Annotated in this window: 19 protein-coding genes; 7 read left to right on the plus strand and 12 right to left on the minus strand. The window is 72.5% G+C overall.

Translation table 11 applies throughout. The annotated features are described in order from the left end of the window. Positions 1-19: 19 nt before the first annotated feature. The 5 genes from ACTMTI_RS22900 to ACTMTI_RS22920 all read right to left on the minus strand — a co-directional run bounded on the left by ACTMTI_RS22900 (position 20) and on the right by ACTMTI_RS22920 (position 7,311). Complete coding sequence (locus tag ACTMTI_RS22900; RefSeq protein WP_441122518.1) at positions 20-1,192, minus strand: 3-hydroxybenzoate 6-monooxygenase; 1,173 nt, start codon at positions 1,190-1,192, stop codon at positions 20-22. Positions 1,193-1,201: 9 nt separating this feature from the next. Beyond that, positions 1,202-3,502, minus strand: coding sequence for a non-ribosomal peptide synthetase (locus tag ACTMTI_RS22905; protein ID WP_441122519.1), 2,301 nt, complete (start codon positions 3,500-3,502; stop codon positions 1,202-1,204). A 28-nt stretch (positions 3,503-3,530) separates the two neighbouring features. Further along, complete coding sequence (locus ACTMTI_RS22910; RefSeq protein WP_441122520.1) at positions 3,531-4,622, minus strand: 3-deoxy-7-phosphoheptulonate synthase; 1,092 nt, start codon at positions 4,620-4,622, stop codon at positions 3,531-3,533. A 35-nt stretch (positions 4,623-4,657) separates the two neighbouring features. After that, complete coding sequence (locus ACTMTI_RS22915) at positions 4,658-5,680, minus strand: ketoacyl-ACP synthase III family protein (RefSeq protein WP_441122521.1); 1,023 nt, start codon at positions 5,678-5,680, stop codon at positions 4,658-4,660. A gap of 218 nt (positions 5,681-5,898) precedes the next feature. Further along, on the minus strand, positions 5,899-7,311 hold the full coding sequence (locus tag ACTMTI_RS22920; RefSeq protein WP_441122522.1) for an MFS transporter: 1,413 nt from the start codon (positions 7,309-7,311) through the stop codon (positions 5,899-5,901). A 219-nt stretch (positions 7,312-7,530) separates the two neighbouring features. On the opposite strand from ACTMTI_RS22920, the gene ACTMTI_RS22925 reads away from it, so the two are divergent. After that, positions 7,531-8,088 (plus strand): CGNR zinc finger domain-containing protein, encoded by a 558-nt coding sequence (locus ACTMTI_RS22925; protein ID WP_441122523.1) that lies wholly within the window; start codon positions 7,531-7,533, stop codon positions 8,086-8,088. A gap of 2 nt (positions 8,089-8,090) precedes the next feature. Here ACTMTI_RS22925 and ACTMTI_RS22930 read toward each other — a convergent pair whose 3' ends face one another. Genes ACTMTI_RS22930 through ACTMTI_RS22960 form a run of 7 tightly spaced genes read right to left on the minus strand, consistent with a single transcriptional unit; the run spans position 8,091 to position 14,764 of the window. Continuing rightward, a complete protein-coding gene (locus ACTMTI_RS22930; RefSeq protein ID WP_441122524.1) occupies positions 8,091-9,230 on the minus strand; it encodes an acyl-CoA dehydrogenase family protein in 1,140 nt (379 codons plus the stop codon). 1 nt (position 9,231) lies between these two features. After that, complete coding sequence (locus ACTMTI_RS22935; protein WP_441122525.1) at positions 9,232-10,842, minus strand: AMP-binding protein; 1,611 nt, start codon at positions 10,840-10,842, stop codon at positions 9,232-9,234. Continuing rightward, positions 10,842-11,786, minus strand: coding sequence for a transketolase family protein (locus tag ACTMTI_RS22940; RefSeq protein ID WP_441122526.1), 945 nt, complete (start codon positions 11,784-11,786; stop codon positions 10,842-10,844). Before ACTMTI_RS22940 ends, ACTMTI_RS22935 begins: the two co-directional genes overlap by 1 nt. Beyond that, positions 11,783-12,625 (minus strand): transketolase, encoded by an 843-nt coding sequence (locus tag ACTMTI_RS22945; RefSeq protein WP_441122527.1) that lies wholly within the window; start codon positions 12,623-12,625, stop codon positions 11,783-11,785. The genes ACTMTI_RS22940 and ACTMTI_RS22945 overlap by 4 nt, the downstream gene beginning before the upstream one ends. A 17-nt stretch (positions 12,626-12,642) precedes the next feature. Further along, positions 12,643-13,665: an N-acetyl-gamma-glutamyl-phosphate reductase gene (argC, locus tag ACTMTI_RS22950; RefSeq protein WP_441122528.1), complete on the minus strand. Its 1,023-nt coding sequence runs from the start codon at positions 13,663-13,665 to the stop codon at positions 12,643-12,645. Positions 13,666-13,715: 50 nt separating this feature from the next. Further along, the gene (locus tag ACTMTI_RS22955; RefSeq protein WP_441122529.1) at positions 13,716-14,576 is read right to left on the minus strand and encodes a RimK family alpha-L-glutamate ligase; all 861 of its coding nucleotides are present in this window, start codon (positions 14,574-14,576) and stop codon (positions 13,716-13,718) included. A 2-nt stretch (positions 14,577-14,578) separates the two neighbouring features. Next, positions 14,579-14,764: a lysine biosynthesis protein LysW gene (locus tag ACTMTI_RS22960; RefSeq protein ID WP_441122530.1), complete on the minus strand. Its 186-nt coding sequence runs from the start codon at positions 14,762-14,764 to the stop codon at positions 14,579-14,581. Between the two features lie 238 nt (positions 14,765-15,002). On the opposite strand from ACTMTI_RS22960, the gene ACTMTI_RS22965 reads away from it, so the two are divergent. From ACTMTI_RS22965 to ACTMTI_RS22990, 6 genes are read left to right on the plus strand one after another with little or no spacing between them, the layout of a single operon-like run. Beyond that, positions 15,003-15,866, plus strand: coding sequence for a family 3 encapsulin nanocompartment shell protein (locus ACTMTI_RS22965; RefSeq protein WP_441122531.1), 864 nt, complete (start codon positions 15,003-15,005; stop codon positions 15,864-15,866). Further along, complete coding sequence (locus ACTMTI_RS22970; protein ID WP_441122532.1) at positions 15,859-16,803, plus strand: sulfotransferase; 945 nt, start codon at positions 15,859-15,861, stop codon at positions 16,801-16,803. The genes ACTMTI_RS22965 and ACTMTI_RS22970 overlap by 8 nt, the downstream gene beginning before the upstream one ends. Further along, the gene (locus ACTMTI_RS22975; protein ID WP_441122533.1) at positions 16,788-17,558 is read left to right on the plus strand and encodes an SDR family NAD(P)-dependent oxidoreductase; all 771 of its coding nucleotides are present in this window, start codon (positions 16,788-16,790) and stop codon (positions 17,556-17,558) included. Before ACTMTI_RS22970 ends, ACTMTI_RS22975 begins: the two co-directional genes overlap by 16 nt. A 13-nt stretch (positions 17,559-17,571) precedes the next feature. Then, positions 17,572-19,443 (plus strand): M20/M25/M40 family metallo-hydrolase, encoded by a 1,872-nt coding sequence (locus ACTMTI_RS22980; RefSeq protein ID WP_441122534.1) that lies wholly within the window; start codon positions 17,572-17,574, stop codon positions 19,441-19,443. Further along, the gene (gene cysD, locus ACTMTI_RS22985; protein WP_441122535.1) at positions 19,440-20,357 is read left to right on the plus strand and encodes a sulfate adenylyltransferase subunit CysD; all 918 of its coding nucleotides are present in this window, start codon (positions 19,440-19,442) and stop codon (positions 20,355-20,357) included. Before ACTMTI_RS22980 ends, cysD begins: the two co-directional genes overlap by 4 nt. 14 nt (positions 20,358-20,371) lie before the next feature. Continuing rightward, positions 20,372-21,622, plus strand: coding sequence for a sulfate adenylyltransferase subunit 1 (locus tag ACTMTI_RS22990; RefSeq protein ID WP_441122536.1), 1,251 nt, complete (start codon positions 20,372-20,374; stop codon positions 21,620-21,622). Positions 21,623-21,651: the final 29 nt, after the last annotated feature.

Consider the following 21,651-nt stretch of genomic DNA (forward strand, 5'->3'; position numbering starts at 1 on the left):
CGTTGCTTCTCGCCTGGAGTCAGTTGATCGCGGCGCCGTGCAGCCAGGCCACCTGGTCGTAGAGCTCGTCCGCGGAGAGCCCGGCGAGCAGGGCGTTCCTGGCGCGGGCCGCCTCGCCCGCAGGGTGGTAGAGGCGCGTGCCCATCTCGCGGGCGACGAGCTGGGTCCTGGCCGTGCGCTCGCGGCGCTCGGCGTTGTACTTCTCCAGCCGCTGCGGGATGTCGTCCGCGGCGCAGTCGAGCAGCCTGCCGAGCACCACGGCGTCCTCCAGGGCCATGCAGGCGCCCTGGGCCGCGTACTGCAGCATGGGGTGGGCGGCGTCGCCGAGCAGCGCCACCCGGCCGTCGGTCCACCGGCGGACCGGGTCGCGATCGCACAGCACCCAGCTCCGCCACTCCTCGCCCAGGTCGAGCAGCCGGCGCGCGGTCTCGCTCAGCCGCGGGAACTGGCCGAGCACGTGACTCTTGCCGACCGGCCGGCCGACCACCTCGCTCTGGGCGTCGTCGTCCCTGGTGGCGGCCAGGTTCAGCTGCGTGCCGCCGCCGATCGGGTAGTGCACGAAGTGCCATTTCGGCCCGGCCCAGAGCGTCACGGTGTTCCAGCGCAGCTCCTCCGGCACCCGCTCCATGGGGATGACCGAGCGGTAGATGGTGTGCCCGGAGACCCGGGGCCGCCCGTCCGCGACGAGCTGCGCGCGCACGGCGGAGCGGATGCCGTCGGCGCCGATGAGCGCCGCGCCGGTGAACCTCTCCCCCGCCGTCGTGATCGCGCTCGCCCGCCCCGGGTCCTGCTCGTACCGGGTGACCGCCCGGCCGCTGAGCAGCTCGACGCCGGCGGCGGCGCGGCAGGCGTCCAGCAGCGGCTGGTACAGGTCACCGCGGGCCACCACCACGTACGGGTTGCCGAACCGGGAGCGGTACGCGCGGGTCAGCGGCATGGCGGCCACCCGTTCCCCGCTCGTGCCGTCCATGAAGCGCAGCTCGTCGATGTGCACGGCGCGGGCGCGCACCTGGTCCCCGACGCCGAGCCGGTCGAGTGCGTGGAAGGCGTTCGGGGCGAGCTGGATGCCCGCGCCCAGCTCGGCGAACCGGTCGGCCCGCTCCAGCACGGTCACCCGGTGTCCCCCGCGCGCGATGGCCAGGGCGGCGGCCAGGCCTCCGATGCCGCCGCCCGCGACGATGATGTCCGCCATCTCCGCCCCTCAGTCCCGGGCCGCGGCGATGGCGACGGCCATCTGCTCGATGCTGGCCTCGTCGAACAGCTCGTCGAGCTCCATCTCGACGTCGAAGAGCTCGCAGATGCGCCCGGCCAGCTTGGCGGCGCGGATGGAGTCCCCGCCCAGCTCGAAGAAGTTGTCGAGGACCCCGATGCCCTCCAGGTCGAGCAGGTCCGCCCAGATCCCCTGCAGCGTGTGCTCGACCGGGGTGCGCGGCTCCTGGTAGGGCGTGTCGACGTCCGGGCGGGACTTGGGCGGCTCCGGCAGCGCGTTGCGGTCGATCTTGCCGTTGGTCGTCGTCGGGAACGTCCCGATCACGTACGCCGCCGGCACCATGAACGCGGGCAGCTTGCGCCCCAGCTCACGGCGGATGTCCCGGACCGCGGGCGCGGCACCCTCCTCGGGCTCCACGTACGCCACCAGCCGGGTCTCGCCCTGGGCGTCCTTCCTGGCCAGCACGGCGGCCTGGCGCACGCCGGGGAAGTCGGCCAGGACCACCTCGATCTCGCCGAGGTGCACCCGGTTGCCCCGCACCTTGACCTGGCCGTCGGTGCGGCCGACGATCTCGATGCTGCCGTCGGCCCAGTAGCGGGCCAGGTCGCCCGACCGGTAGAGGATCGGGTGCCGGTCCGGGTCGATCGGGTTGGGGATCCACTTCTCCATGGTGGCCTCGGGCCGGTTCAGGTATCCGGCCGACAGGCTGTCCCCGGCCACGCACAGCTCGCCGATCACGCCCGGCGGCACCGGCTTCAGGTCGTCGCCGAGCACGTACGTCTTGACGTTGGGGGTGGGCCGGCCGATCGGCGGCGTCCTGCGGGCGCGCCCTTCGGGGCCGAGGCTCTCGCCGAGCTCGGTCAGGTCGCACATCGCCACCACGGTCGCCTCGGCGGAGCCGTACAGGTTGAGCACGTGGAACGGCAGCGCGGCGGAGGGCCACGACTGCACGCGCTCGCCGCAGATCCTGATGTTGGACAGCGCGGTCCCTTCGGGCCACTCCAGCGTCCACAGCCGCTCCGCCATGGCCTTCATCAGCAGCGTGTGGGTGATCCGGTGCGTCACGAACCAGTCGCGCAGCCACTCCGGCGAGGTCACGACGGACGGCTCGGGGATGTGCACGGGCGCCCCGGCCGACAGGACCGAGAAGCACTCGACCTCGACCATGCCGTAGCCGGGCGCGGCCAGCCACGTCCCGCGGGACTCGCTGGTCATGCCGCAGAGCGTGCGCATGCTGTAGATGAGGTTGCGGCACGCGCCGTGGCGGACCATGACGGCCTTCGGGGCGCCGGTCGAGCCGGAGGTGTAGCAGATGTGGATGAGGTCGTCGTCGTGCACCGGCTCGCTGACCGGGTCGGCCGGCTCGGCGCGCCAGTCGCTGCCGTCGAGGGTGAGCACCGGGCCGCCGGACACCTTGTCCTCGTGGGCCCGCATGGTCAGCGTCACCACGGCGGCGGCGTCGTCGATCATGTAGCGGATGCGGTCGGCCGGGAAGTCGGGGTCGAGCAGGATCGCCGCGGCGGCCAGTTTGAAGCAGGCGAGCTGGGCGATCAGGCTCTCGGGGCCGCGCGGGAAGCAGACGCCGACCGCGGTCCGCGGCCGCACGCCCATCCGGGTCATGCGGCGGGCGAGCTGGTTGGCCCGCTCGTCGAGCTCGCGGAAGGTGAGCCGGCCGCCCGGCCACGCCACCGCGACCTGGCCGGGGGTCCTGGCCGCGATATCGGCGATGATCTCGTGGAAGAACGCCGGCGGCACGGGCTCGTCCGTCTGGTTCCACTCGACCAGGACGCGCCTGGTCTCCTCGTCGCCGAGCAGCGCGATGTCCCGCACCGGGGCCATCGGGTCGGCCGTGATCGCGTCCATGATGCGCACGAGGTGCGTGGCGTACTGGGCGCACGCCTCCTCGTCGAACTCGGCCTGCGACGTCACGAGCTCCAGCCCGCCGTCGCGGACCAGCAGGGTCAGCGGGGCGATCAGCGCGTCGGGTGCGGCGGCGACGGCCGCGTGGCAGGCCTGTCCGGCGTGCGGCTCGGGTTTGGCGGCGGCGACGGCCGCCATCAGGTCCCAGGCGGGGCTGTCGCCCGTCACGCGGACCCGGATCACCCCGGTCGCGTAGCCGATCGCTAAGTCGCTCTCCCCGGTGTAGCGGTGGATCAGGGCGGCGAGCGCCGCCACGGCGTACCTGTCGAGCTGCCGCTTGGCCCGGTCCGGCGCGGCGACCGGGTGCCGGTGCACCGGCCAGGAGCGGTCGCCGCCGACGGGGTGGGCGAGGGGCAGGGCGGTCATGTCCATGGGAATCTCTCCTTGGGTCCGGCGGGGGTCAGGCTGCGAGCAGCGGGATCTCGGCGAGCCGCCGCCTGGCGGTGACGGACTGCGCGAGGTCCTCGATCATGCGGATGGTCTGGCCCCAGTCGACGCAGGCGTCGGTGACGCTCTGGCCGAAGGTGAGGTCGTCGGTGTGGCCCAGGACCAGTTCCTGGCGGCCGGCGGCGAGGAAGCTCTCGATCATCACGCCGGCGATGCCGCGCTCGCCCAGCGCGAGCCGTTCGGCGATCTCGCCGACGACGACCGGCTGCCGCTCGTGGTCCTTGCCGCTGTTGCCGTGGCTGACGTCGACGAACAGGCTGCGCCGCAGCCCCGCCGAGCCCAGCAGCTCGATCGTCCTGGCCACGTCGACGGGGCCGTAGTTCGGGCCCTTCGCGCCGCCGCGCAGGACGATGTGGCAGTCCGGGTTGCCGGCGGTGGCCACGATCGCGGTGAAGCCGTCGTCGTCGATGGCCGGGAACACGTGGCCGCTGGAGGCCGCCACGATGGCGTCGATCGCGTGCTCCACGTCGCCGGCGGTGCCGTTCTTCAGGCCGACGGGCATGCCCAGCCCGCTGGTGAACTGCCGGTGGATCTGGCTCTCGACGGTACGGGCCCCGATGGCGGCCCAGGAGACCAGGTCGGACAGGTACGACGGGACGACCGGGTCGAGGAACTCGCAGGCGATCGGCAGCCCCATGCCGGCGATCTCCGCCATCAGCCCCCGCGCCAGCCGCAGCCCGCTGCCGAGGTCGTGCGTGCCGTCGAGCCCCGGGTCGCTGATGAGGCCCTTCCAGCCGAGCCGGGTGCGTGGTTTCTCCACATAGACCCGCATCACGATCACGAGCTCGCCGGACACGTCACGGGCCAGCTCGGACAGCCGCTCGGCGTAGGCCAGCGCGGCCACGGGGTCGTGGATGGAGCAGGGGCCGACGACCACGACGACGCGGTCGTCGGTGCCCTTGAGCGCCTGGACGATGTCCCGGCGGGCGCCGAGGACCACGTCCTGGGCGCCGCGCGACAGCGGGATCTCCTCCCGCAGCGCCGCGGGCGACGGGAGCGGCTCGACCACCTGGATGCGGGGGTGGATGGCCCGGACAGTGTGCATGTCGGTTCCTTTCCGTGGGAAATTTCGTGAGCAGATCAGACGTCGTCGGCCGCGAGCACCGCCGCGGAGAACGTGAATCCCATTCCGGTGCCGAGCAGGAGGACCCGGGCGCCCGGCTGGAGCAGGTCTTCCTTCAGCAGGTAGCTCAGCCCGTAGAGCTGGTCGGCCGGGCCCAGGTGCCCGATCGTCAGGCCGAGGCCGGCGAGGGTGTTCCTGGGCGTTTGCGTCAGGGGGCGGACGAAGCTGTCGCGGTACAGGGCCCGCCCGACGAAGGGGGTGGCGTACCAGTCGATGGCGGACATGGCGACCCCGGCCTCGTCGAGCGCCCGGGTGACGACACTGCGCACGCCGTCCGCGGACCGGGCGCGGACCTCGCGCAGCGACACCTCGCCGCCGGCCAGGAACTCCCGGGTGCGCTTGCGCATGTCCGGCTGGATCTGGGGGACCGTGCCGAACGGCTCGTTGCCGCGCGACAGCCCTTCCAGGGAGGTGTCGGTCTCGGACACCAGGGACACCAGCCGGAGCCTGCCGCCGCCCCTGCTGACCACCGCCGCGGCGGCGCCGTCGCCGAAGACCATGCCCGGGGAGAGGTACCAGCGGTCGGTGGGCGGGGCGAACCTGTCGGCGATCGTGATGAGCGCGTTGGGCAGCTCGGGGCGGGCGACCAGTGCGCCGGCGGCCATCTCCAGGCTGGCGAGTGAGCCGTTGGAGGCGGCCGCGACGGCCACGGGCATGCCGCGGAGCCGCGTGCCGATCAGCTCCCTGGCGATCCAGCAGGCCGCCGGCCACATGTCCAGGCCCTGGAAGTGGCTGTGGCTGTGCAGGTAGTAGGTGTCCGGGCCGATCTCCACGCCACGCTCGGCGGCTTCCTTGATCGCCTGCTGCCCGGCGGTCACGGCCATCTCTGGGGGCGCGGCGGTCGACTGGGAGACCGAGACGACGCCCGTGCTCTCCGCGACCTCGGGCGCGTACGAACCGTCCTCGATGGCCTTCTCCACCGGCACCAGGTCGCCTAGCGTGCCACCTGTCCCGGCGATCCAGATGTCCTCGAATCGCATACTCGAAGTCCTTTCAGCTCGTTACTGTCTATTACGTTACGAAGGTAACCAGCCCCGGACAATGACCCAGTCATTAGGAATACTTCTCAACCGGAAAAGCGAAAACACTGGTAACCACGCGCGCAAGAAAAAAGGGCCCGTCCATGAAGGACGGGCCCTTTTGCGGGGGGTGGTTCGCCGGGCCGGCCCTTGCGGACCGGCTCGGGTGGGTCAGGTGGTCACTTGGCGGACACCGGCTCGGGAGCGGCGGCGGGGACCGCCGCCTTCTTCGTGGCAGGCACGAAGAAGGACAGGACGGCGATCAGCGCCGACAACCCGGCGGCCAGCCAGAACGCGGTGTGGAACGCCTGGATCCCGGCGCTTCCGGCAAGGCCGGAGGCGGTGACGCCGACCGCCAGCCACAGGCCGACGCCGAGCTGCCGGCTGGAGGTGTAGAGCCCGGACGCGAGACCCATGCGCGGCCCCGCCACGCCATAGGTCGCGGCCACCGCGGTGCTGATCATCATGACCGTGACGCCCACGCCCTGCAGCACGCCACCGGGCAGGATGTGGGCCCAGAACGAGCCGTCCACCGGGAGCCCCGTGAGCAGCAGGGAGCCCGCCGTCAGCAGCACCGCGCCGCCGATGAGCACGGGACGCGCGCCGCGCGTGCCGGTCATCTGCGCCACGTTCTTGCTGGCCAGCACGACCACGAAAGCCTGCGGGAAGAACGCGAGCCCGGTTTGGATGGCCGAGTAGCCGAGCACCTGCTGCATGTAGACGCTCATGAAGAACGTCGAGATCGACATCACACCGCCGGACAGGAACGCGATCGCGTTGCCCGCCGTCACCGCGCGGTTGGCGAAGATGGACAGGGGCACGAGCGGAGCGGCGATCCGGGCCTGCAGCCACAGGAACGCGATGAGCAGCACGCCCCCCGCGACCAGCGGCCACACGACGCCGGCCGAGCCCCAGCCCTCGTCCGCGGCGACGGTCAGCCCGTAGATGATCGCGCACATGCCGGCCGTGACCAGCGTCGCGCCGGGCAGGTCCACGCGCCCGCGCTGGGTCGCGCCGTGGTCGGCGTCCAGGCGCTTGAGCGCGCGGGCGACCAGCAGGATGCCGACCGGCACGTTGACCCACATGACCGCGCGCCACCCGAGGTACTCGGTGAGGATGCCGCCGAACAGCACGCCGCCGGTGAAGCCGGCCGACGCGACCGCGCCGAAGATGCCCATGGCCTTCGCGCGTTCCTTGGCCTCGGTGAAGCCGGACGCGATCAGCGCCAGCACCGTGGGCGAGACCGCCGCCGCCGACAGGCCCTGCAGGGCGCGCGCCACCACGAGCAGGACGGGCTCCGTGGCGAAGCCGCCCACCAGCGAGGCGGCGGTGAAGACCACCAGGCCGCCGACGAACATGCGCTTGCGTCCGAACAGGTCGCCGAGCCGCCCGCCGAGCAGCAGGAACCCGCCGTAGAACAGTGCGTACGCGCCCACCACCCACTGCAGCGCGGCGTCGGTGAAGCCGAGCTCGCCCTGCATCGACGGCAGGGCCACGTTCACGATCGCGAAGTCCAGTGTGAGCATGAACTGAGCCGTGCAGAGCAGGCCGAGCGGCGGGCGCCGCCGTACGGTCGCTGAGGTTTCCGACATTGTCCTTTCCTTCCTGGATAAGAGCACGCTTGCCGGCGGATAGGACGGAGCTCGCCCTAGCCGCGGGATCTACTGGGGAACTTGAGTGATCCGCCGGTCCGGATGCCGCGCCTCCTCCCTGAGAGCGGCCGGGCCGCCGCTCCTGCTCGACGGATGCGTTGGGTGACGCCGCGATGTCGGCCCTACCGGCGAAACGGTTTCGCCGGTAATATCGGCGGCATGAAGGGACAACCCGGAAACAGGGCGATGGCGCCTGGCCGGCTCGCGCTCGTGCAGTCCTTCGTCAACAGCCTCAATGTCGAGTTCGGGCCGGACTACTTCGCCGCCACCGAGGGGTTCGCCACCTGGCTGGATCGCAACGGCTTCGCCGGGCTGGAGCCGGGCGAGCTCGACCGGCGGGACGCGGTGACCCTGAGGGAGGCCCTGCGCGCCCTCCTGCGGGAGCACAACGGCGGCGACCCCGAACCGTCGGCCCGCGCCGCCGTCGAGCACATCGCCCGCGGCTGCCCGCTCGTGGTGGGCTTCGACGAGAGCGGCGCCCTCCGCCTCGGCTCGGCGCAGGGCGACGTGCGCGGAGCGTTCGCGACGATCCTCGCCGTCGTGTCCGAGGCCGCGATCGACGGTTCCTGGCAGCGGCTCAAGGCCTGCCACGCGCACCAGTGCGAGTGGGCCTTCTACGACCGCTCGCGCAACCGCACCGGCCGCTGGTGCTCGATGGAGGTCTGCGGCACGCGCTCCAAGATGCGCGTCTACCGGGAGTCGAAGAAGCCCGCCTGAGGTCACGGCGCGTGCTCCCTGCCGAGCAGGCGCCGGGCCACCACCAGCTTGGTCGCGGCGGCGGTGCCGTCGGCGAGCTGGAGCCCGATGACGTCGCGCAGGCGCTGCGCCACCGGCCCGTCCTCCGACCAGCCGAGGTGGCCGAGGGTCAGCAGCGCCTGGTGCGCGGCCTCGACCGCGGCCTTCGGCGCCCACCACTTGGCCATGTTGGCCGCCTCCCGCGGATCCAGGCCCGCGTCGGCCCGCCACAGTGCCTCGAAGGCCACCAGCCGCGCCGCGTGCAGCAGCGTCACGTGCTCCACCAGCGGGAACGAGACCGCCTGGAAGCGCCCGATGGCCTGGCCGAACGCCTCTCTGGTGCGCGCGTGGGCGATGGCCTCGTCGAGCGCGGCCCTGCCGACGGCGATGGCCATCAGCGCGATGAGCGCCCTGGACACCCCGAACCCGCGCATGACCTGGGCGAAGCCGCGGCCGACACCGCCGACCACGTGCTCGGGGCCCACACGCAGGCCGTCCAGGGTCATCCGCCCGCGACCGCCCGACCGGCAGCCGAGGTCATGCAGGCGTTCCCGCTCGACGCCGTCGAGAGCGACGTAGAAGGCCGTGATCCCGTACGGACCCGGCTCGCCGGTGCGGGCGAAGAGCAGCGCGTGCGTGGCGTACGCGGTGGACATGATCGACGTCTTCTCGCCGGTCAGGATCCACCCGTCGCCGTCGGGCACCGCCCGCGTCTCGATCGCGGCGGCGTCGGTGCCGTGCCCCGGCTCGGTGAGGCCGAGCGCGAGCACGGCCTCACCGCGGGCGATCGGCGGCAGCCACTCGGCGAGTTGCTCGGGCGTGCCGTTCGCGGCCAGGACCCCGCCCACGAGCGCGGCGTTGAGCACCGGGAAGCACACGGACAGGTCGGCCGCGGCCAGCTCCTCCAGCACGATGCCGGCGCTGATCGCGTCCAGGTCCTGCCCGCCGTACGCCTCGGGCAGGCGCAGCGCGAACAGGCCCTCGGCGGCCAGGTCGGCGAGCAGGTCCGGGCGGTAGGAGCCGCGTACGTCGCTCTCGCGCCGGTAGGGCGCGACCCGGTCGGCCGCGAACTGCCTGACCTGCTTGGCGAGAGCCTTCTGCTCTGGGGTGAAATCGAAGTCCACGTCAGTTCCTCAGCGCGTCACGGAGGGCGAATTTCTGGATCTTTCCTGATGGGGTGCGGGGCAGGGACGGCACGAGCTCCAGCCGCTCCGGCCAGTAGTGTTTGGCCATGCCGAGCCCGGCCAGGTGGACCCGCAGGTCGTCGAGCGTCGGCGGGACGCCGGCGGCCACGATGACGGCGCAGGCGCGCTCGCCCAGCCGCTCGTCCGGATAGCCCACGACGGCCACGTCCCTGATCGCGGGGTGCCGCAGCAGGGCGCCCTCGACCTCGACGACGGGGATGTTCTCCGCGCCGCGCATGACGATGTCCTTGACCCGGCCGGTGATCCGGATGCCGCCGTGGCCGTCGTCGCGGGCGAGGTCGCCGGTGTCGAACCAGCCGTCCGCGGTCACCGACGCCGCGTACACCTCCGGGCGGCGGTAGTAGCCGAGGCATTGGGACGCGCCGCGCACCTGCAGCAGGCCCGGCTCTCCCGGCGGCACGGGACGGCCCTGGCGGTCCGTGATCCGGACCTCCATCCCGGGCACGACCGTGCCGTCGCTCTCGGCGGCGCGCAGCGGCGGGTCCTCGGGGCGGGTGATGGTGACGCAGCCGTTCTCCGACATGCCCCACAGCGCGTAGACCCGGCAGCCGAGGACCTCGTCGGCGTCCTCCACGAGGCTCGGCGCGATCGGCGCGCTGCCGGTGGCGAACGTCCTGAGCGCGCTCAGGTCCCGGGGGGCGGCGCGCTGGGCCTCGATGAGGTCGGACAGGAACGTGGGCGCGCCCATGAAGAACGTGACCGCCCGCTCCTGCAGGATGTCCAGCATCCGCGCCGGGTCCCAGGCGTCGACCTGGACCGCGGTCGCGCCCAGCAGCAGCGGCATGACGAAGTTCCACGTGTAGCCGGCCTGGTGCGTGGTGGGCGAGCCCATCGCGGTCACCTCGCCGGCGCTCAGGCCGAGCACGTCCGCCTGGGCGCGGTTCATGGCGTACAGGGTGTTGTGGCTGTGCACGACGCCTTTGGGCTCGCCGGTCGTGCCGGAGGTGAAGATGAGCTGGGCGGGATCGTCCGGTCCGGCCTCCAGAACGTCCAGGTCGGCCGCGGGCGGCTCGTGCGCCAGCAGGTCGCGGTAGAAGTCGAGGGCCCCGGGACCGCCGCCGACCAGCACCCGGTGGCGCAGCGTCGGGACGGCGGCGGCGACCTCCGCGCTCATCTCCGCGTAGGAGAAGCCGCGGAACTCGGCCGCCGCGATGTAGACGGGACTGCCGGTCAGCCGGGTCATGAACTCGACCTCGCGCCTGCGCATGATCGGCACGATCGGCCCGGCCACCGCGCCGATCCTGGCGCAGGCCAGGATCGAGACGATGAGCTGCCAGGAGTTCGGCAGCTGCAGGCTCACCACGTCGCCGCGCCGCACGCCGAGCCGCAGCAGGTTGCCCGCCAGGCGGTCGGTCAGCGCGGCCAGCTCGGCGTAGGTCACGGTCACGGCCTCGCCGCCCTGGTGGCAGACCAGGGCGGGCTTGGCCGGATGGGCGGCGACGGCGCGGCGCAGGTCGTCGAGGATGGTCTCCTCGCGCCACCACCCGGCCGCGCGGAAGAGCTCTCCGGTCTCGATGCTCGTCGCGGTCATCACACGTCCTTCTGTCCGAGGGCCGACCTGGCCCGCTCGACGACCGCCGCGGCCGTGACGCCGGCCCGGCGGAGGAGGTGACGCTGGTCGCCCGCGACCGAGACGAACGCGTCCGGCAGCGCCACGCGGTGCACCCGGATCGGCATGAGCTCGGACAGGGACTCGGCCACCGCGGCGCCGAACCCGGCGGCGGCCCAGTGCTCCTCCACCGTGATCACCACGCCGGTCGCGCTCGCCCAGGCCGCCAGGGTGGCCACGTCCAGCGGCTTGACCGTGTGCACGTGGAGCACGCTCGCCCGGATGCCGTCCCGCCCGAGCAGGGCCGCGGCCTCGAGCGCGGCCAGCACCGGGTACGGGCCGCAGGCCGCGATCGTGACGTCCAGGCCGCGGCGCAGCACCTGCGCCCGGCCGAGCCGTACCGGCGGGCCCTGCGGCAGGTCCGGGGTGGGGCCCCGGCCGAGCCGGAAGTACACCGGACCGGGCGCCGCGAGCGCCTGGCGGAACAGGGCCTCGGTGGTGGCGGCGTCGCCGGGCGCCACGACGGTCATGTTCGGCAGCGTCCGCATGACGGCCAGGTCCTCCAGCGCGTGGTGCGTGGGGCCGAGATGCCCGGCCGACACCCCGGAGTGGGTGGCCGCGATGAGGACGGGCAGGCCGTTCATCGCGATATCGATCTTGACGGCCTCGACCGCCCGCGAGGCGGCGAACGCGGCCATGGTGTTGACCAGCGGCCGGCGCCCCTCCTTGGCCAGGCCGGCGGCCGTGCCCATCATCGTGTGCTCGGCGATGCCGAGGTTGACGTACCGGTCGCGGGCGGCGCCGAAGTCGACGCCGCCGAACAGCCCGGTGTCGGAGTCCAGGCAGACCAGCCGCTCGTCGCCGGGCAGCAGCTCGGCCACCAGGTCGCGATAGACCTCCCGCGAAGCGCGGGTCGTCTCGCTCATGCGCGTTCCCTCCCGGAGCGGAGCGCGGCCAGCGCCCGCTGGTGCTGCCGCTCGTTCAGGCGGGCGTAGTGGCTGCGTACCTGGCCCTCCACGAACGGCAGGCCCTTGCCCTTCACGGTGTGCGCGATGACCAGGGTGGGCCGCCCGGGCGCCGGTGGAGTGCCGAGCGCCGCGGTCAGCTCGTCCACGTCGTGGCCGTCGGCCTCGCGTACCTGCCAGCCGAAGGCCCGCCACCGCTCGGCCAGCGGCTCACTGCCGCCGACCGACTCGGTGTCGCCGGTGATCTGCAGCCGGTTGCGGTCCACGACGGCGACCAGGTTGTCCAGCCGGTGGTTGGCGGCCACCGCGGCCGCCTCCCACACCGAGCCCTCCTGCAGCTCGCCGTCGCCCATGACGACGAAGCAGCGGCGGTCGGCGCCGTCGAGCCGGAAGGCCAGCGCGAAGCCGATGCCCAGCGCCAGGCCGTGGCCGAGCGAGCCGGTCGGCATCTCCACGCCGGGGATCTCCGGGTGGGGGTGCGCCATGAAGTGGCTGCCCGGCTTCGCGTACTCGGCCAGCCACTCCTCGGGGAAGAAGCCGGCCTCGCAGAGCGTCGCGTACAGGGCGAGGCCGCCGTGGCCCTTGCTCAGCAGCAGCACGTCACGGTCGGGCGCCCCGGGGAAGCCTGGATCGACGCGCATGACGCGGAAGTACAGCGTGGCCAGGATCTCGACGAGCGACAGCGAGCCGCCCGCGTGCCCGCCTTCCGGGCCCGCGCACATCCCGACGATGTGCTCCCTGACGCGGGCGGTCGTCTCGCTCAGGGGGAGCGTGCCCGGCGTGGTGGAGACGATGGTCATGAAGCCAACTCCTTGGATCAGTTCGGGTGCAGGCCGCTGAATTCGAGTCCGAGCGCCTCCGGCATGCCGTACCGGACGTTCATGCACTGGACGGCGTTTCCCGCGCCGCCCTTCACCAGGTTGTCCAGGGCCGAGATCACCGTGACGTGGGTCGCGCCCTGTTCCAGGGCGAAGCCCACGTCGCAGAAGTTGGAGCCGGACAGGATCTTGGCGTCGGGGAATCGGTGCAGGCCGCGCCGGTGGGCGACGACCCGGATGAACGGCTCGTCCCCGTAGCGGACGCGGTAGGCGGACCGGATGGCCCTCTCGTCCACGCCGGGCGCGAGCGGCGCCTTGCACAGGAGCTGGACGCCCCGCACCGCCTCGACTCCCGTCGCGGTCATGCTGACGGGCAGGCCGGTGGCCTGGGCGATCTCGGCCTCGTGCCGGTGCCGGGTGGGGGCGAACACCCTGAGGGCGCCGCTCCGCTCCGCGTGCAGGTTCTCGGGCCCGGCCTTCGCGCCTGCGCCGCTGGAGCCGGTCTTGGCGTCCACGGTCAGCGCGCCCCCGATCAACCCCGCCTCGGCGAGGGGTACGAGGCCCAGGATCCCGGCCGTCGCCATGCAGCCGGGCACGCTGATCCGGCTGGCCGTACGCAGCCGCTTCCTGTGCAGCTCGGCCAGGCCCGGCACGAAGGTGTCGATGAGGTCGGGCGCCTCGTGCGGCACGCCGTAGTAGTCCTCGTACACCTGGGGGTCGCGCAGCCGGAAGTCGCCCGACAGGTCGATGACCGTGTCCGCCAGTTCGATGAACTGCGGCATCTGGCGCATCGTCTCGCGGTGCGGCGTCGCCAGGAACAGCGCGTCGTAGTGGTCGAGCTGGTCTTCGGAGCAGAAGGCCAGCCTGGTGAAGCCGCGGAGATTCGGGTGAACCCCGTCGATCGGGCGTCCGCACAGGCTGCGTGACGTGGCCGCGGCCACCTCGACGCCCGGGTGGGAGATGAGCAGCCGCAGCAGCTCGCCGCCGATGTAGCCGGCCGCTCCGACGACCGCGACGCGCAACTTGCGATCATAAAGACCGTTCATTCCGCCTTCAGAGTGAGAGTTGCCGTTCATTCAGTCCTCGCGATGAGGTGGGCCGCGATGGCGTCGGCCACGTCGGTATGGGAACCGTGCGCTTCCTGGAAACCTCTGAACTCCACGCGGTCGTTGACCTCGAGCACGGTGAGCACTCCGTCGCCGTCCTCGATGAGGTCCACGCCCGCGATGTCGGCGCCGACCGAGGCCGCCGCGGCGACCGCGAGATCGGCGTGCTCGGCGCTGAGCGGCAGCCGCTCGCTCACCGCTCCTCTGGCCACGTTGGTGCGCCATTCGGTGCTGCGGCGGTAAGTGCCGCCGAGCGCCCGGCCGCCCACGACGAGCACGCGGATGTCGCGGTCGGCCTTGGCCACCTGCTCCTGCAGGTAGATCACGTGCGCCTGCGGGGAGGGCAGGGCCTCGACGTGTTCGAGCACGGCCGTGGAGGTCTCGCGGTCGGCGACCCTGGTGACCAGCCGGCCCCAGGAGCCGACCAGCGGTTTGATGACGGCCGGGTAGCCGAGCTTGTCCAGCGCGGCCAGCGCCGACTGCGGCGTGAGCGCCAGGACCGTCCGGGGAGTCGGCAGTCCCGCGCCGAGCAGGGCCGCCGACGTGTGCCACTTGTCGCCGCTCACCTGCGTGGCGCGGGAGGAGTTGACCACGGTGGCCCCCGCCGACTCCAGGGCGCTCGCCGCATACAGCGCCCTGAAGTGCCCGACTTCACGATTGAGTACGAGCTTCCCGGCCCAATCCGCTTTCGCGGGATTTCCCGCGACGAACAGCGAGCGCGAGTCGAGATAGTCGTAGGAGACGCCGCGCCGTTCGAGCGCGGACATGATCGCTTTTTCCTCGAATCTGACCCGCGACGCGAGGACGGAAAGGCGTGGCGCCGGCATCGTTACTCGCCCCAGTCTTCCTCGACCTCGGGAGCGAGGGTGAGCGCCGGGGGTTCGACCGAGGCGATCTCCAGCTCGCTCCGGCAGTCCAGGCACTCGATGATCTCGCCCGACCGCGCGTCCGCCTCGATGGGGACCGAAGCCGCGCACTCCGGGCACTCCGCCGTCGCTTCCATCACCTTCTGCATGTGGCTGCCCCTTCCGAAATAGGTGCATTGCATTTCACTGGCGACGGTAACCCGGCTGCTCGCGAAAACTCCAACAAATACTGCTGCTCACAGTGAAAATGGCCGCTTATATGCGAACGTCAATAATCGAGCGGCGATTACAGCATAAGCAGAGCTACTGGTCAGGGGGGTAAAAATATTGACTTCGCCGCTTACGCTCACCTGGTAATCACCCATTTCCCGTGGAAAGCGAGTTCCCATGCTGACGACTCCCGGACTCGGAACCGAGGCCACCCCGGGCGAACTGTTCTCCTCGGCCGTCGCCGAAGGGGCCACGTCGGTGCCTTTCCGCAGCCACCTGCCGGCGGCGTTCCCGCTGTTCGCCACCCGGCCCCGGTACACGGTGCGGCACCTGCTGAGAACCGCGGACGTGGCCGACGAGCCGTACACCTTCGTGTACGAGCCGCCGGCGGGCGAGCTCGGCGCGGCCGGGACGTCGTACGCGGCCACTCCCGAGGCGGCGTTCGCGCCCCGGCTGGCCCAGGCACGCCTGACCGACCTGAGCGTCACGATGCCGCTCCCTGGGCCGCTCCCTGGGCCGCTCCCTGGGCCGCTCCCCGGCGGCCTCCTCGACAACCCGGCCCTGCTCGCGCACTACATCGACTTCCGGGTGCTGGTCCGGCTCTCGGTCGTGGAGAACGAGTCGCTGCTGCACGGCACCGCCGACGGCGCGATCACCGGGCTCCTCGCGCAGCCGGGCATCCGGCACACCAGCACCGACCAGAGCCTCGAAGAGGCCGTCACCGGGGCCGCCGCGCTGGTCGAGGAGACCGGCGGCTCCTGCGACGGCATCGTGGCGCACCCGGCCGTCTACTGGGAGCTGGTCCGCCTCGGCGCGCTCTCCCGGCTGGCCACGGCCGGCATCAAGGTGTCGAGGACCCGCATGATGCCGCGCGACCGGCTGCTGCTCGGCGACTTCAGCGCCGCGGCGACGCTGCTGATCCCCGGCGTGGCGGACATCACGCTGGACGGCGCCATGGTCCGCGCCACCACCCGGGTGGGGCTGGCCGTGCGGCTGCCCCAGCACCTCATGACGCTGTCGTGGGGCAGTGACCATGGCTGATCCCCGAGTCCTCTACATCACCGGCTGGATGCGCTGCGGCAGCACCCTGCTGGGCAACGTCCTGGGCGAGCTGCCCGGCGTCCTGCACGCCGGCGAGCTGCACTACCTGTGGCGCAACGGCGTGCTGGGCGCCGGGACGAACTCCACCTGCGGATGCGGCAGCGCCGTGACCGCGTGCGGCCTCTGGTCGCGGGTGATCGCCGCGGGCGGCGACGGCCGGCACGAGACGGCGCGGCGGATGGTGCGCGCGCAGCGGGCGCTGCTGCGTACCCGGCACACCCGCGCCCGGCTGGCCGAGTCGCGCGGGACGGCCGAACGCGCGCCCGGGCTCGACGCGACCGTCGGGCGGACCGCGGCGATCTACCGCAAGCTCGCCGGGCTGGGCGGCGACCGGCTGGTCGTGGACGGCTCGAAATACCCGGCCGAGGCGGCCGCGCTGCTGGGCCGGACCGATCTCGACGTACGCGTGCTGCACGTGGTCCGCGACCCGCGCCCGACCGCGTACTCCTACAAGCGGGCCAAGGACTACATCGACCCGATGAGCCCGGCCCGCAGCAGCGGCTACTGGACCGCGTTCAACATCGCGTCCGAGCTGATCGGCCGCGCCCACCCCGGCCGCTACCTGCGGGTCAGGCACGAGGACCTGTGCCGCGACCCGCGACGGGTGGTCGGCGCGGTCATGCGCTTCGCGGGTCTCGACGGCGAGGCGCCGGTCGACGAGACAGGCCGGGTGGCGCTCGGCCGCAACCACACCGTGACCGGCAACCCGGACCGCCTGTCCAAGGGCGAGGCCGTGATCCGCGCGGACGAGCGCTGGCGGGCCGGGCTGACCGTGCGGGAGATCGCCGCGGCGACCGGCCCGGCCCTGCCGCTGCTGACCCGCTACGGCTACCCGCTCCTGCCGATCAAGGAGGCCGGGTCATGGATCTGGGACTGAAGGACCGCATCGCGCTCGTGGCCGCCTCCAGCAGCGGGCTCGGCCTGGCCGTGGCCAAGGCGCTGGCGGCCGAGGGCGCGACCCTGTCCATCTGCGGGCGCGACCCGGACAAGCTGGCCCAGGCCCACGTCGAGGTCAACGCGATGGGCCAGGGGGACGTGCTCAGCATCCCCGTGGACCTGCGCGACGAGCGGTCCGCGGCGTGCTGGGTGGACAGGACGGCCAACACCTTCGGCGGGATCGACATTCTCGTCACCAACACCGGCGGCGTGCCGTTCGGCCCGGTGGACGCCTTCGACGTCGCCGACTACCGCGCGGCCGTGGACGCGAACCTGCTGCCGCACATCAGCCTCACGCTCGCGGCCCTGCCCATTCTCAGGCACGGCGGCTGGGGCCGGATCCTGATGATCGCCTCGGAGTCCGTACGCCAGCCGCACCCGGAGAGCGGGCTGTCGTCGGTCGCCCGGCTCGGGCTGCTCGGCTACATGAAGGGCCTGGTGCACGCGCTCGGGGCGAGCGGCGTCACGGTCAACGTCCTGGCGCCGGGCTTTCACCGTACGCCCATCCTCGACGTGCAGTTCGGCGCGGACGTGGAGACGGAGCTGGCCCGCGTGGCCGAGCGCATCCCGCTCGGCCGGGTCGGGAACGTAGCGGATTTCGGCGCGCTGGCCGCCTTCCTCGCCAGCGAGCAGGCCTCGTACATCACCGGAACGGTGCTGCTCGCCGACGGAGGCAACACCCGTGGCATCAGTTGAAGAGGAGCCGAAGATGTCCGTGCTCGGACACGTCGCCAGCACCCGCAAGGCGGCCCTGTACGTCATCAAGATCGGAAGCGCCAGCCTCGCCCACGAGGGCGTCTTCGACGAGGTGGCCGGCCTGCGCGCCCGCGGCGCCAGGCTGCTGCTCGTGGCGGGCGGCGCGGCCGGGATCGCCCGGCACTACGCGGACATCGGCCGGCCCGTCCGGACGATGCGCATGCGCGGCGGCGGTGAGGTGCGCTACTGCCCGCCGCAGGAGATCCCGCACATCGTCGCCGCCTACGAGCAGGTGACCCTGCCCCGCGTGCGGAACGCGCTCGCCGAGCGCGGCCTCGGCGTGTTCACCGCGGTCGCGCAAACCGGGGCCCTGGTCTCCGCCCTGGCGAACCCGCCGGTACGGGCCGAGCTGGACGGCCGGGTGTGCGTGGTCCGCGACCACCGCGCGGGCACGGTGTGCGCGGTGGACGTCGACTGCCTCAACCAGCTGCTCGAGGTGTTCGACGTCGTGTGCCTGTCGCCGCCGGTCGCCGACGCCGCGGGCGGCGCGGCGCTCAACGTGGACGCCGACGTGCTGGCCGCGGAGCTGGCCAACGCCCTGGACGCCGACCACCTGCGCCTGGTCACCGGCACGGCGGGCCTGCTCACCGACCCGGAGGACCCGGCCAGCGGGATCGAGCACGCCACCCGCGGCGAGGGCCAGGCGTACGCGCGGGGCCGCATGCGCCAGAAGGTGCGGGCCGCCGAGATCGCGCTGAACGGCACCGCGGACGTCGCGATCACCGGCCCGCACATCCTGTCCCCCGCCTCCGGCACCCGGTTCTGGCGCGCACCCGCGCCCGCCGCCGACCTGTCGCTGCTCTCACGGGTCGTGGAGATCTCCTCGATCTCGTTCGACGAGCGGGAGCTGGGGGAGTTCCTGGTGGACTGGTGCACGGAGCACGGCATCCACGCCGAGATCGACGAGGTCGGCAACCTGGTGGCCACCCGCGGCTCGGGCCCGGAGCGGCTGCTCATGCTCGGCCACCTCGACACCGTCCCGCACCGCTGGCCGGTGCACTGGGACGGCGACACCCTGTCGGGCCGCGGCTGCGTGGACGCCAAAGGCAGCCTGGTGGCGTTCCTGGAGACGCTGGCCGAGATGGACGTGCCCAGCCACGCGCAGGTCCGCGTCATCGGCGCGGTCGAGGAGGAGAACACCGCGCGCGGCGCGTTCTTCGTCAGGGACCACTATCCGGCCGACGCCGTCATCATCGGCGAGCCGAGCGGCGCCGAGGCGCTGACCATCGGCTACTACGGCCTGCTCAAGGTGCGCCTGAGCGTGGCCGAGCCGGTCGGCCACACCGCGGGCCACGGCGTCGTCACCGCCGCCGACCGCATGGTGCACGTGCTGAGCCGGCTCCGCGACGAGATCGCGGCGACCTCGCCGAACGCGATGATGGCCGTCCTCGGCATCCACGCGGTCAACGCCGGACATCTGCAGCAAGGGGAGGCCGTCTTCGATGTACGCGTGCCGCAGGAAACGCCTGTCGAGAACCTGGTCACACTGGTGCGACAGGTCACCGAGGCGGTCGGCGTGGAGGTGCTCAGGGCGACTCCGGGGGTGATCACACCCAGGACGAACGCACTGGTGAAAGCGTTCTCGCGAGCCTTTCGCGAGATGGACACGGCGCCGCGGTTCCTGGCGAAGAAGGGCAGCAGCGACATGAACACCCTCGCCACGACCTGGCAGGACGTCCCCATGGTCGCCTACGGCCCCGGCGACGCCGCGCTCGACCACACTCCCGGCGAGCGGCTGGAGGCGGCGGAGTTCAGAAAGGCCCGGGCGGTGCTGGCCAGGGCGGTCACGAGCTGGGTCAACGAACGAGAGAGGACGACACCGTGACGATCACTACCGAAGGTCTCCACCTGCTGTCCCACCTGGACACGCTGGAGGCGGAGGCCGTCCACATCATCAGGGAGACCGCGGGCGAGTTCGAACGGCCCGTCCTGCTGTTCTCCGGCGGCAAGGACTCGGCCGTCATGCTGCACCTGGCGCTGAAGGCGTTCGCGCCCGCGCCGCTGCCCTTCCCGCTGCTGCACGTGGACACCGGGCACAACTTCCCCGAGGTCATCCGCTACCGGGACCGGATCGTCGCCGAGCACGGGCTGCGCCTGCGCGTGGCCGCCGTCCAGGACTACATCGACCGCGGCGACCTGGCCGAGACGCCGGGCGGCTCGCGCAACCAGCTGCAGACCGTGCCGCTGCTGGACGCCATCGCGGCCGGGCCCTTCGACGCGGTCTTCGGCGGCGGCCGCAGAGACGAGGAGAAGGCGCGGGCCAAGGAGCGGGTGTTCTCGCCACGCGACGAGTTCGGCATGTGGGACCCGCGGCGGCAGCGGCCCGAGCTGTGGAACCTCTATAACGGCCGGCACATCCCCGGTGAGCACGTCCGGGTGTTCCCGCTGTCGAACTGGACCGAACTCGACGTCTGGCAGTACATCGCCAGGGAGGACGTCGCGCTGCCGTCGATCTACTACGCGCACCGGCGCGAGGTGTTCCAGCGTCGCGGCATGTGGCTGGCCCCAGGACCGTGGGGCGGCCCCAGGCCGGGCGAGACGGTGCGGGAGCGGCTCGTCCGCTATCGCACGGTCGGCGACATGTCCTGCACCGGCGCCGTCGACTCGGCCGCCACCACCGTCGCGGAGGTCATCGCCGAGATCACCGCGTCCCGGCTGACCGAGCGGGGCGCCACCCGCGCCGACGACCGGGCATCCGAGGCGGCCATGGAAGACCGCAAACGGGAGGGGTATTTCTGATGGAGGCCACCCCAATGGAGACGACCCCGACGGAGACCACGCTGCTCCGCTTCGCCACCGCGGGCTCGGTGGACGACGGGAAGTCCACGCTGGTCGGGCGGTTGTTGTACGACACCAAGACGGTGCTCGCCGACCAATTAGAGGCCCTCGAGGCGGCCTCGCGCCGCCAGGGCCACGAGGGCGCCGCGCTCGCGCTGCTCACCGACGGCCTGCGCGCCGAGCGCGAGCAGGGCATCACCATCGACGTGGCCTACCGCTACTTCGCCACGCCGCGCAGGCGGTTCATCCTGGCCGACACCCCCGGTCACGTCCAGTACACCCGCAACATGGTCACCGGCGCGTCCAGCGCGGAGCTGGTGCTGCTGCTCGTGGACGTCCGCAAGGGCATCAGCGCGCAGACCAGGCGGCACGCCGCCGTGGCCGGCCTGCTCCGGGTCCCGCACGTCGTCCTCGCGGTGAACAAGATGGACCTCGCCGGCTTCTCCGAGGACGCGTTCGCGGCCATCGCGGAGGAGTTCACCGCGCTCGCCGCCGGGCTCGGCATCGACGAGGTCACCGCGATCCCCGTCTCCGCGCTCACCGGCGACAACGTCGCCATACCCTCGCCGAACATGGACTGGTACGGCGGCCCGACCATCCTGGAGCTGCTGGAGACGGTGCCCGCGGGCGCCGATCCGGCACGCGCCCCGCTGCGCCTGCCCGTCCAGTACGTCATCAGGGCCGGCGGTCAGCGCGCCTACGCCGGCCAGATCGCTGGCGGCGTGCTGCGCGCCGGCGAGCGGATCACCGTGCTGCCGAGCGGGCGCAGCGCCACCGTGGCCGGCATCGACGTGCTCGGCAGGCCGGCGCCCGTGGCATGGGCGCCGCAGTCGGTCTCGATCGCCCTCGACGCCGACCTCGACGTGTCGCGGGGCGACCTGATCGTCGCCGCCAACGCGGCTCCCGAGCTGACGTGCGAGCTCAACACCACCGTGTTCCACCTGCACGAGCGGGCACTGGCGCGCGGCGAGCGGGTGCTGGTCAAGCACGGCACCCGTACGGTCCAGGCCGTCGTCGAGGACATCTCGCCCTGCCCTCGGCTGGGCGACCTGACCTGCGACCCGGCGGCGGACCTGCTGGCGGTGAACGAGATCGGGGAGGTCCTGCTGCGTACCGCGGCGCCGCTGGCGGCCGATCCGTACGCCGAGTCGCGCACGACCGGCGCCTGCCTGCTGATCGACCCGCACGACGGCTCCACCAGGGCCGCGGGCGTCATCCGCGGCTGACCCGCTCACGAGCCGGGACCTGCGCGACG

This window comes from Nonomuraea sp. H19 (assembly GCF_052068215.1).
Lineage (GTDB): Bacteria > Actinomycetota > Actinomycetes > Streptosporangiales > Streptosporangiaceae > Nonomuraea.

Excerpts from the sequence above, each read along its gene's own strand:
- ACTMTI_RS22900 (WP_441122518.1), bottom strand. The coding sequence starts at position 1,192 with ATGGCGGACATCATCGTCGCGGGCGGCGGCATCGGAGGCCTGGCCGCC.
- ACTMTI_RS22905 (WP_441122519.1), bottom strand. The coding sequence starts at position 3,502 with ATGGACATGACCGCCCTGCCCCTCGCCCACCCCGTCGGCGGCGACCGC.
- ACTMTI_RS22910 (WP_441122520.1), bottom strand. The coding sequence starts at position 4,622 with ATGCACACTGTCCGGGCCATCCACCCCCGCATCCAGGTGGTCGAGCCG.
- ACTMTI_RS22915 (WP_441122521.1), bottom strand. The coding sequence starts at position 5,680 with ATGCGATTCGAGGACATCTGGATCGCCGGGACAGGTGGCACGCTAGGC.
- ACTMTI_RS22920 (WP_441122522.1), bottom strand. The coding sequence starts at position 7,311 with ATGTCGGAAACCTCAGCGACCGTACGGCGGCGCCCGCCGCTCGGCCTG.
- ACTMTI_RS22925 (WP_441122523.1), top strand. The coding sequence starts at position 7,531 with ATGAAGGGACAACCCGGAAACAGGGCGATGGCGCCTGGCCGGCTCGCG.
- ACTMTI_RS22935 (WP_441122525.1), bottom strand. The coding sequence starts at position 10,842 with ATGACCGCGACGAGCATCGAGACCGGAGAGCTCTTCCGCGCGGCCGGG.
- ACTMTI_RS22940 (WP_441122526.1), bottom strand. The coding sequence starts at position 11,786 with ATGAGCGAGACGACCCGCGCTTCGCGGGAGGTCTATCGCGACCTGGTG.
- ACTMTI_RS22945 (WP_441122527.1), bottom strand. The coding sequence starts at position 12,625 with ATGACCATCGTCTCCACCACGCCGGGCACGCTCCCCCTGAGCGAGACG.
- ACTMTI_RS22955 (WP_441122529.1), bottom strand. The coding sequence starts at position 14,576 with ATGCCGGCGCCACGCCTTTCCGTCCTCGCGTCGCGGGTCAGATTCGAG.
- ACTMTI_RS22960 (WP_441122530.1), bottom strand. The coding sequence starts at position 14,764 with ATGCAGAAGGTGATGGAAGCGACGGCGGAGTGCCCGGAGTGCGCGGCT.
- ACTMTI_RS22965 (WP_441122531.1), top strand. The coding sequence starts at position 15,003 with ATGCTGACGACTCCCGGACTCGGAACCGAGGCCACCCCGGGCGAACTG.
- ACTMTI_RS22970 (WP_441122532.1), top strand. The coding sequence starts at position 15,859 with ATGGCTGATCCCCGAGTCCTCTACATCACCGGCTGGATGCGCTGCGGC.
- ACTMTI_RS22975 (WP_441122533.1), top strand. The coding sequence starts at position 16,788 with ATGGATCTGGGACTGAAGGACCGCATCGCGCTCGTGGCCGCCTCCAGC.
- ACTMTI_RS22980 (WP_441122534.1), top strand. The coding sequence starts at position 17,572 with ATGTCCGTGCTCGGACACGTCGCCAGCACCCGCAAGGCGGCCCTGTAC.
- ACTMTI_RS22990 (WP_441122536.1), top strand. The coding sequence starts at position 20,372 with ATGGAGACGACCCCGACGGAGACCACGCTGCTCCGCTTCGCCACCGCG.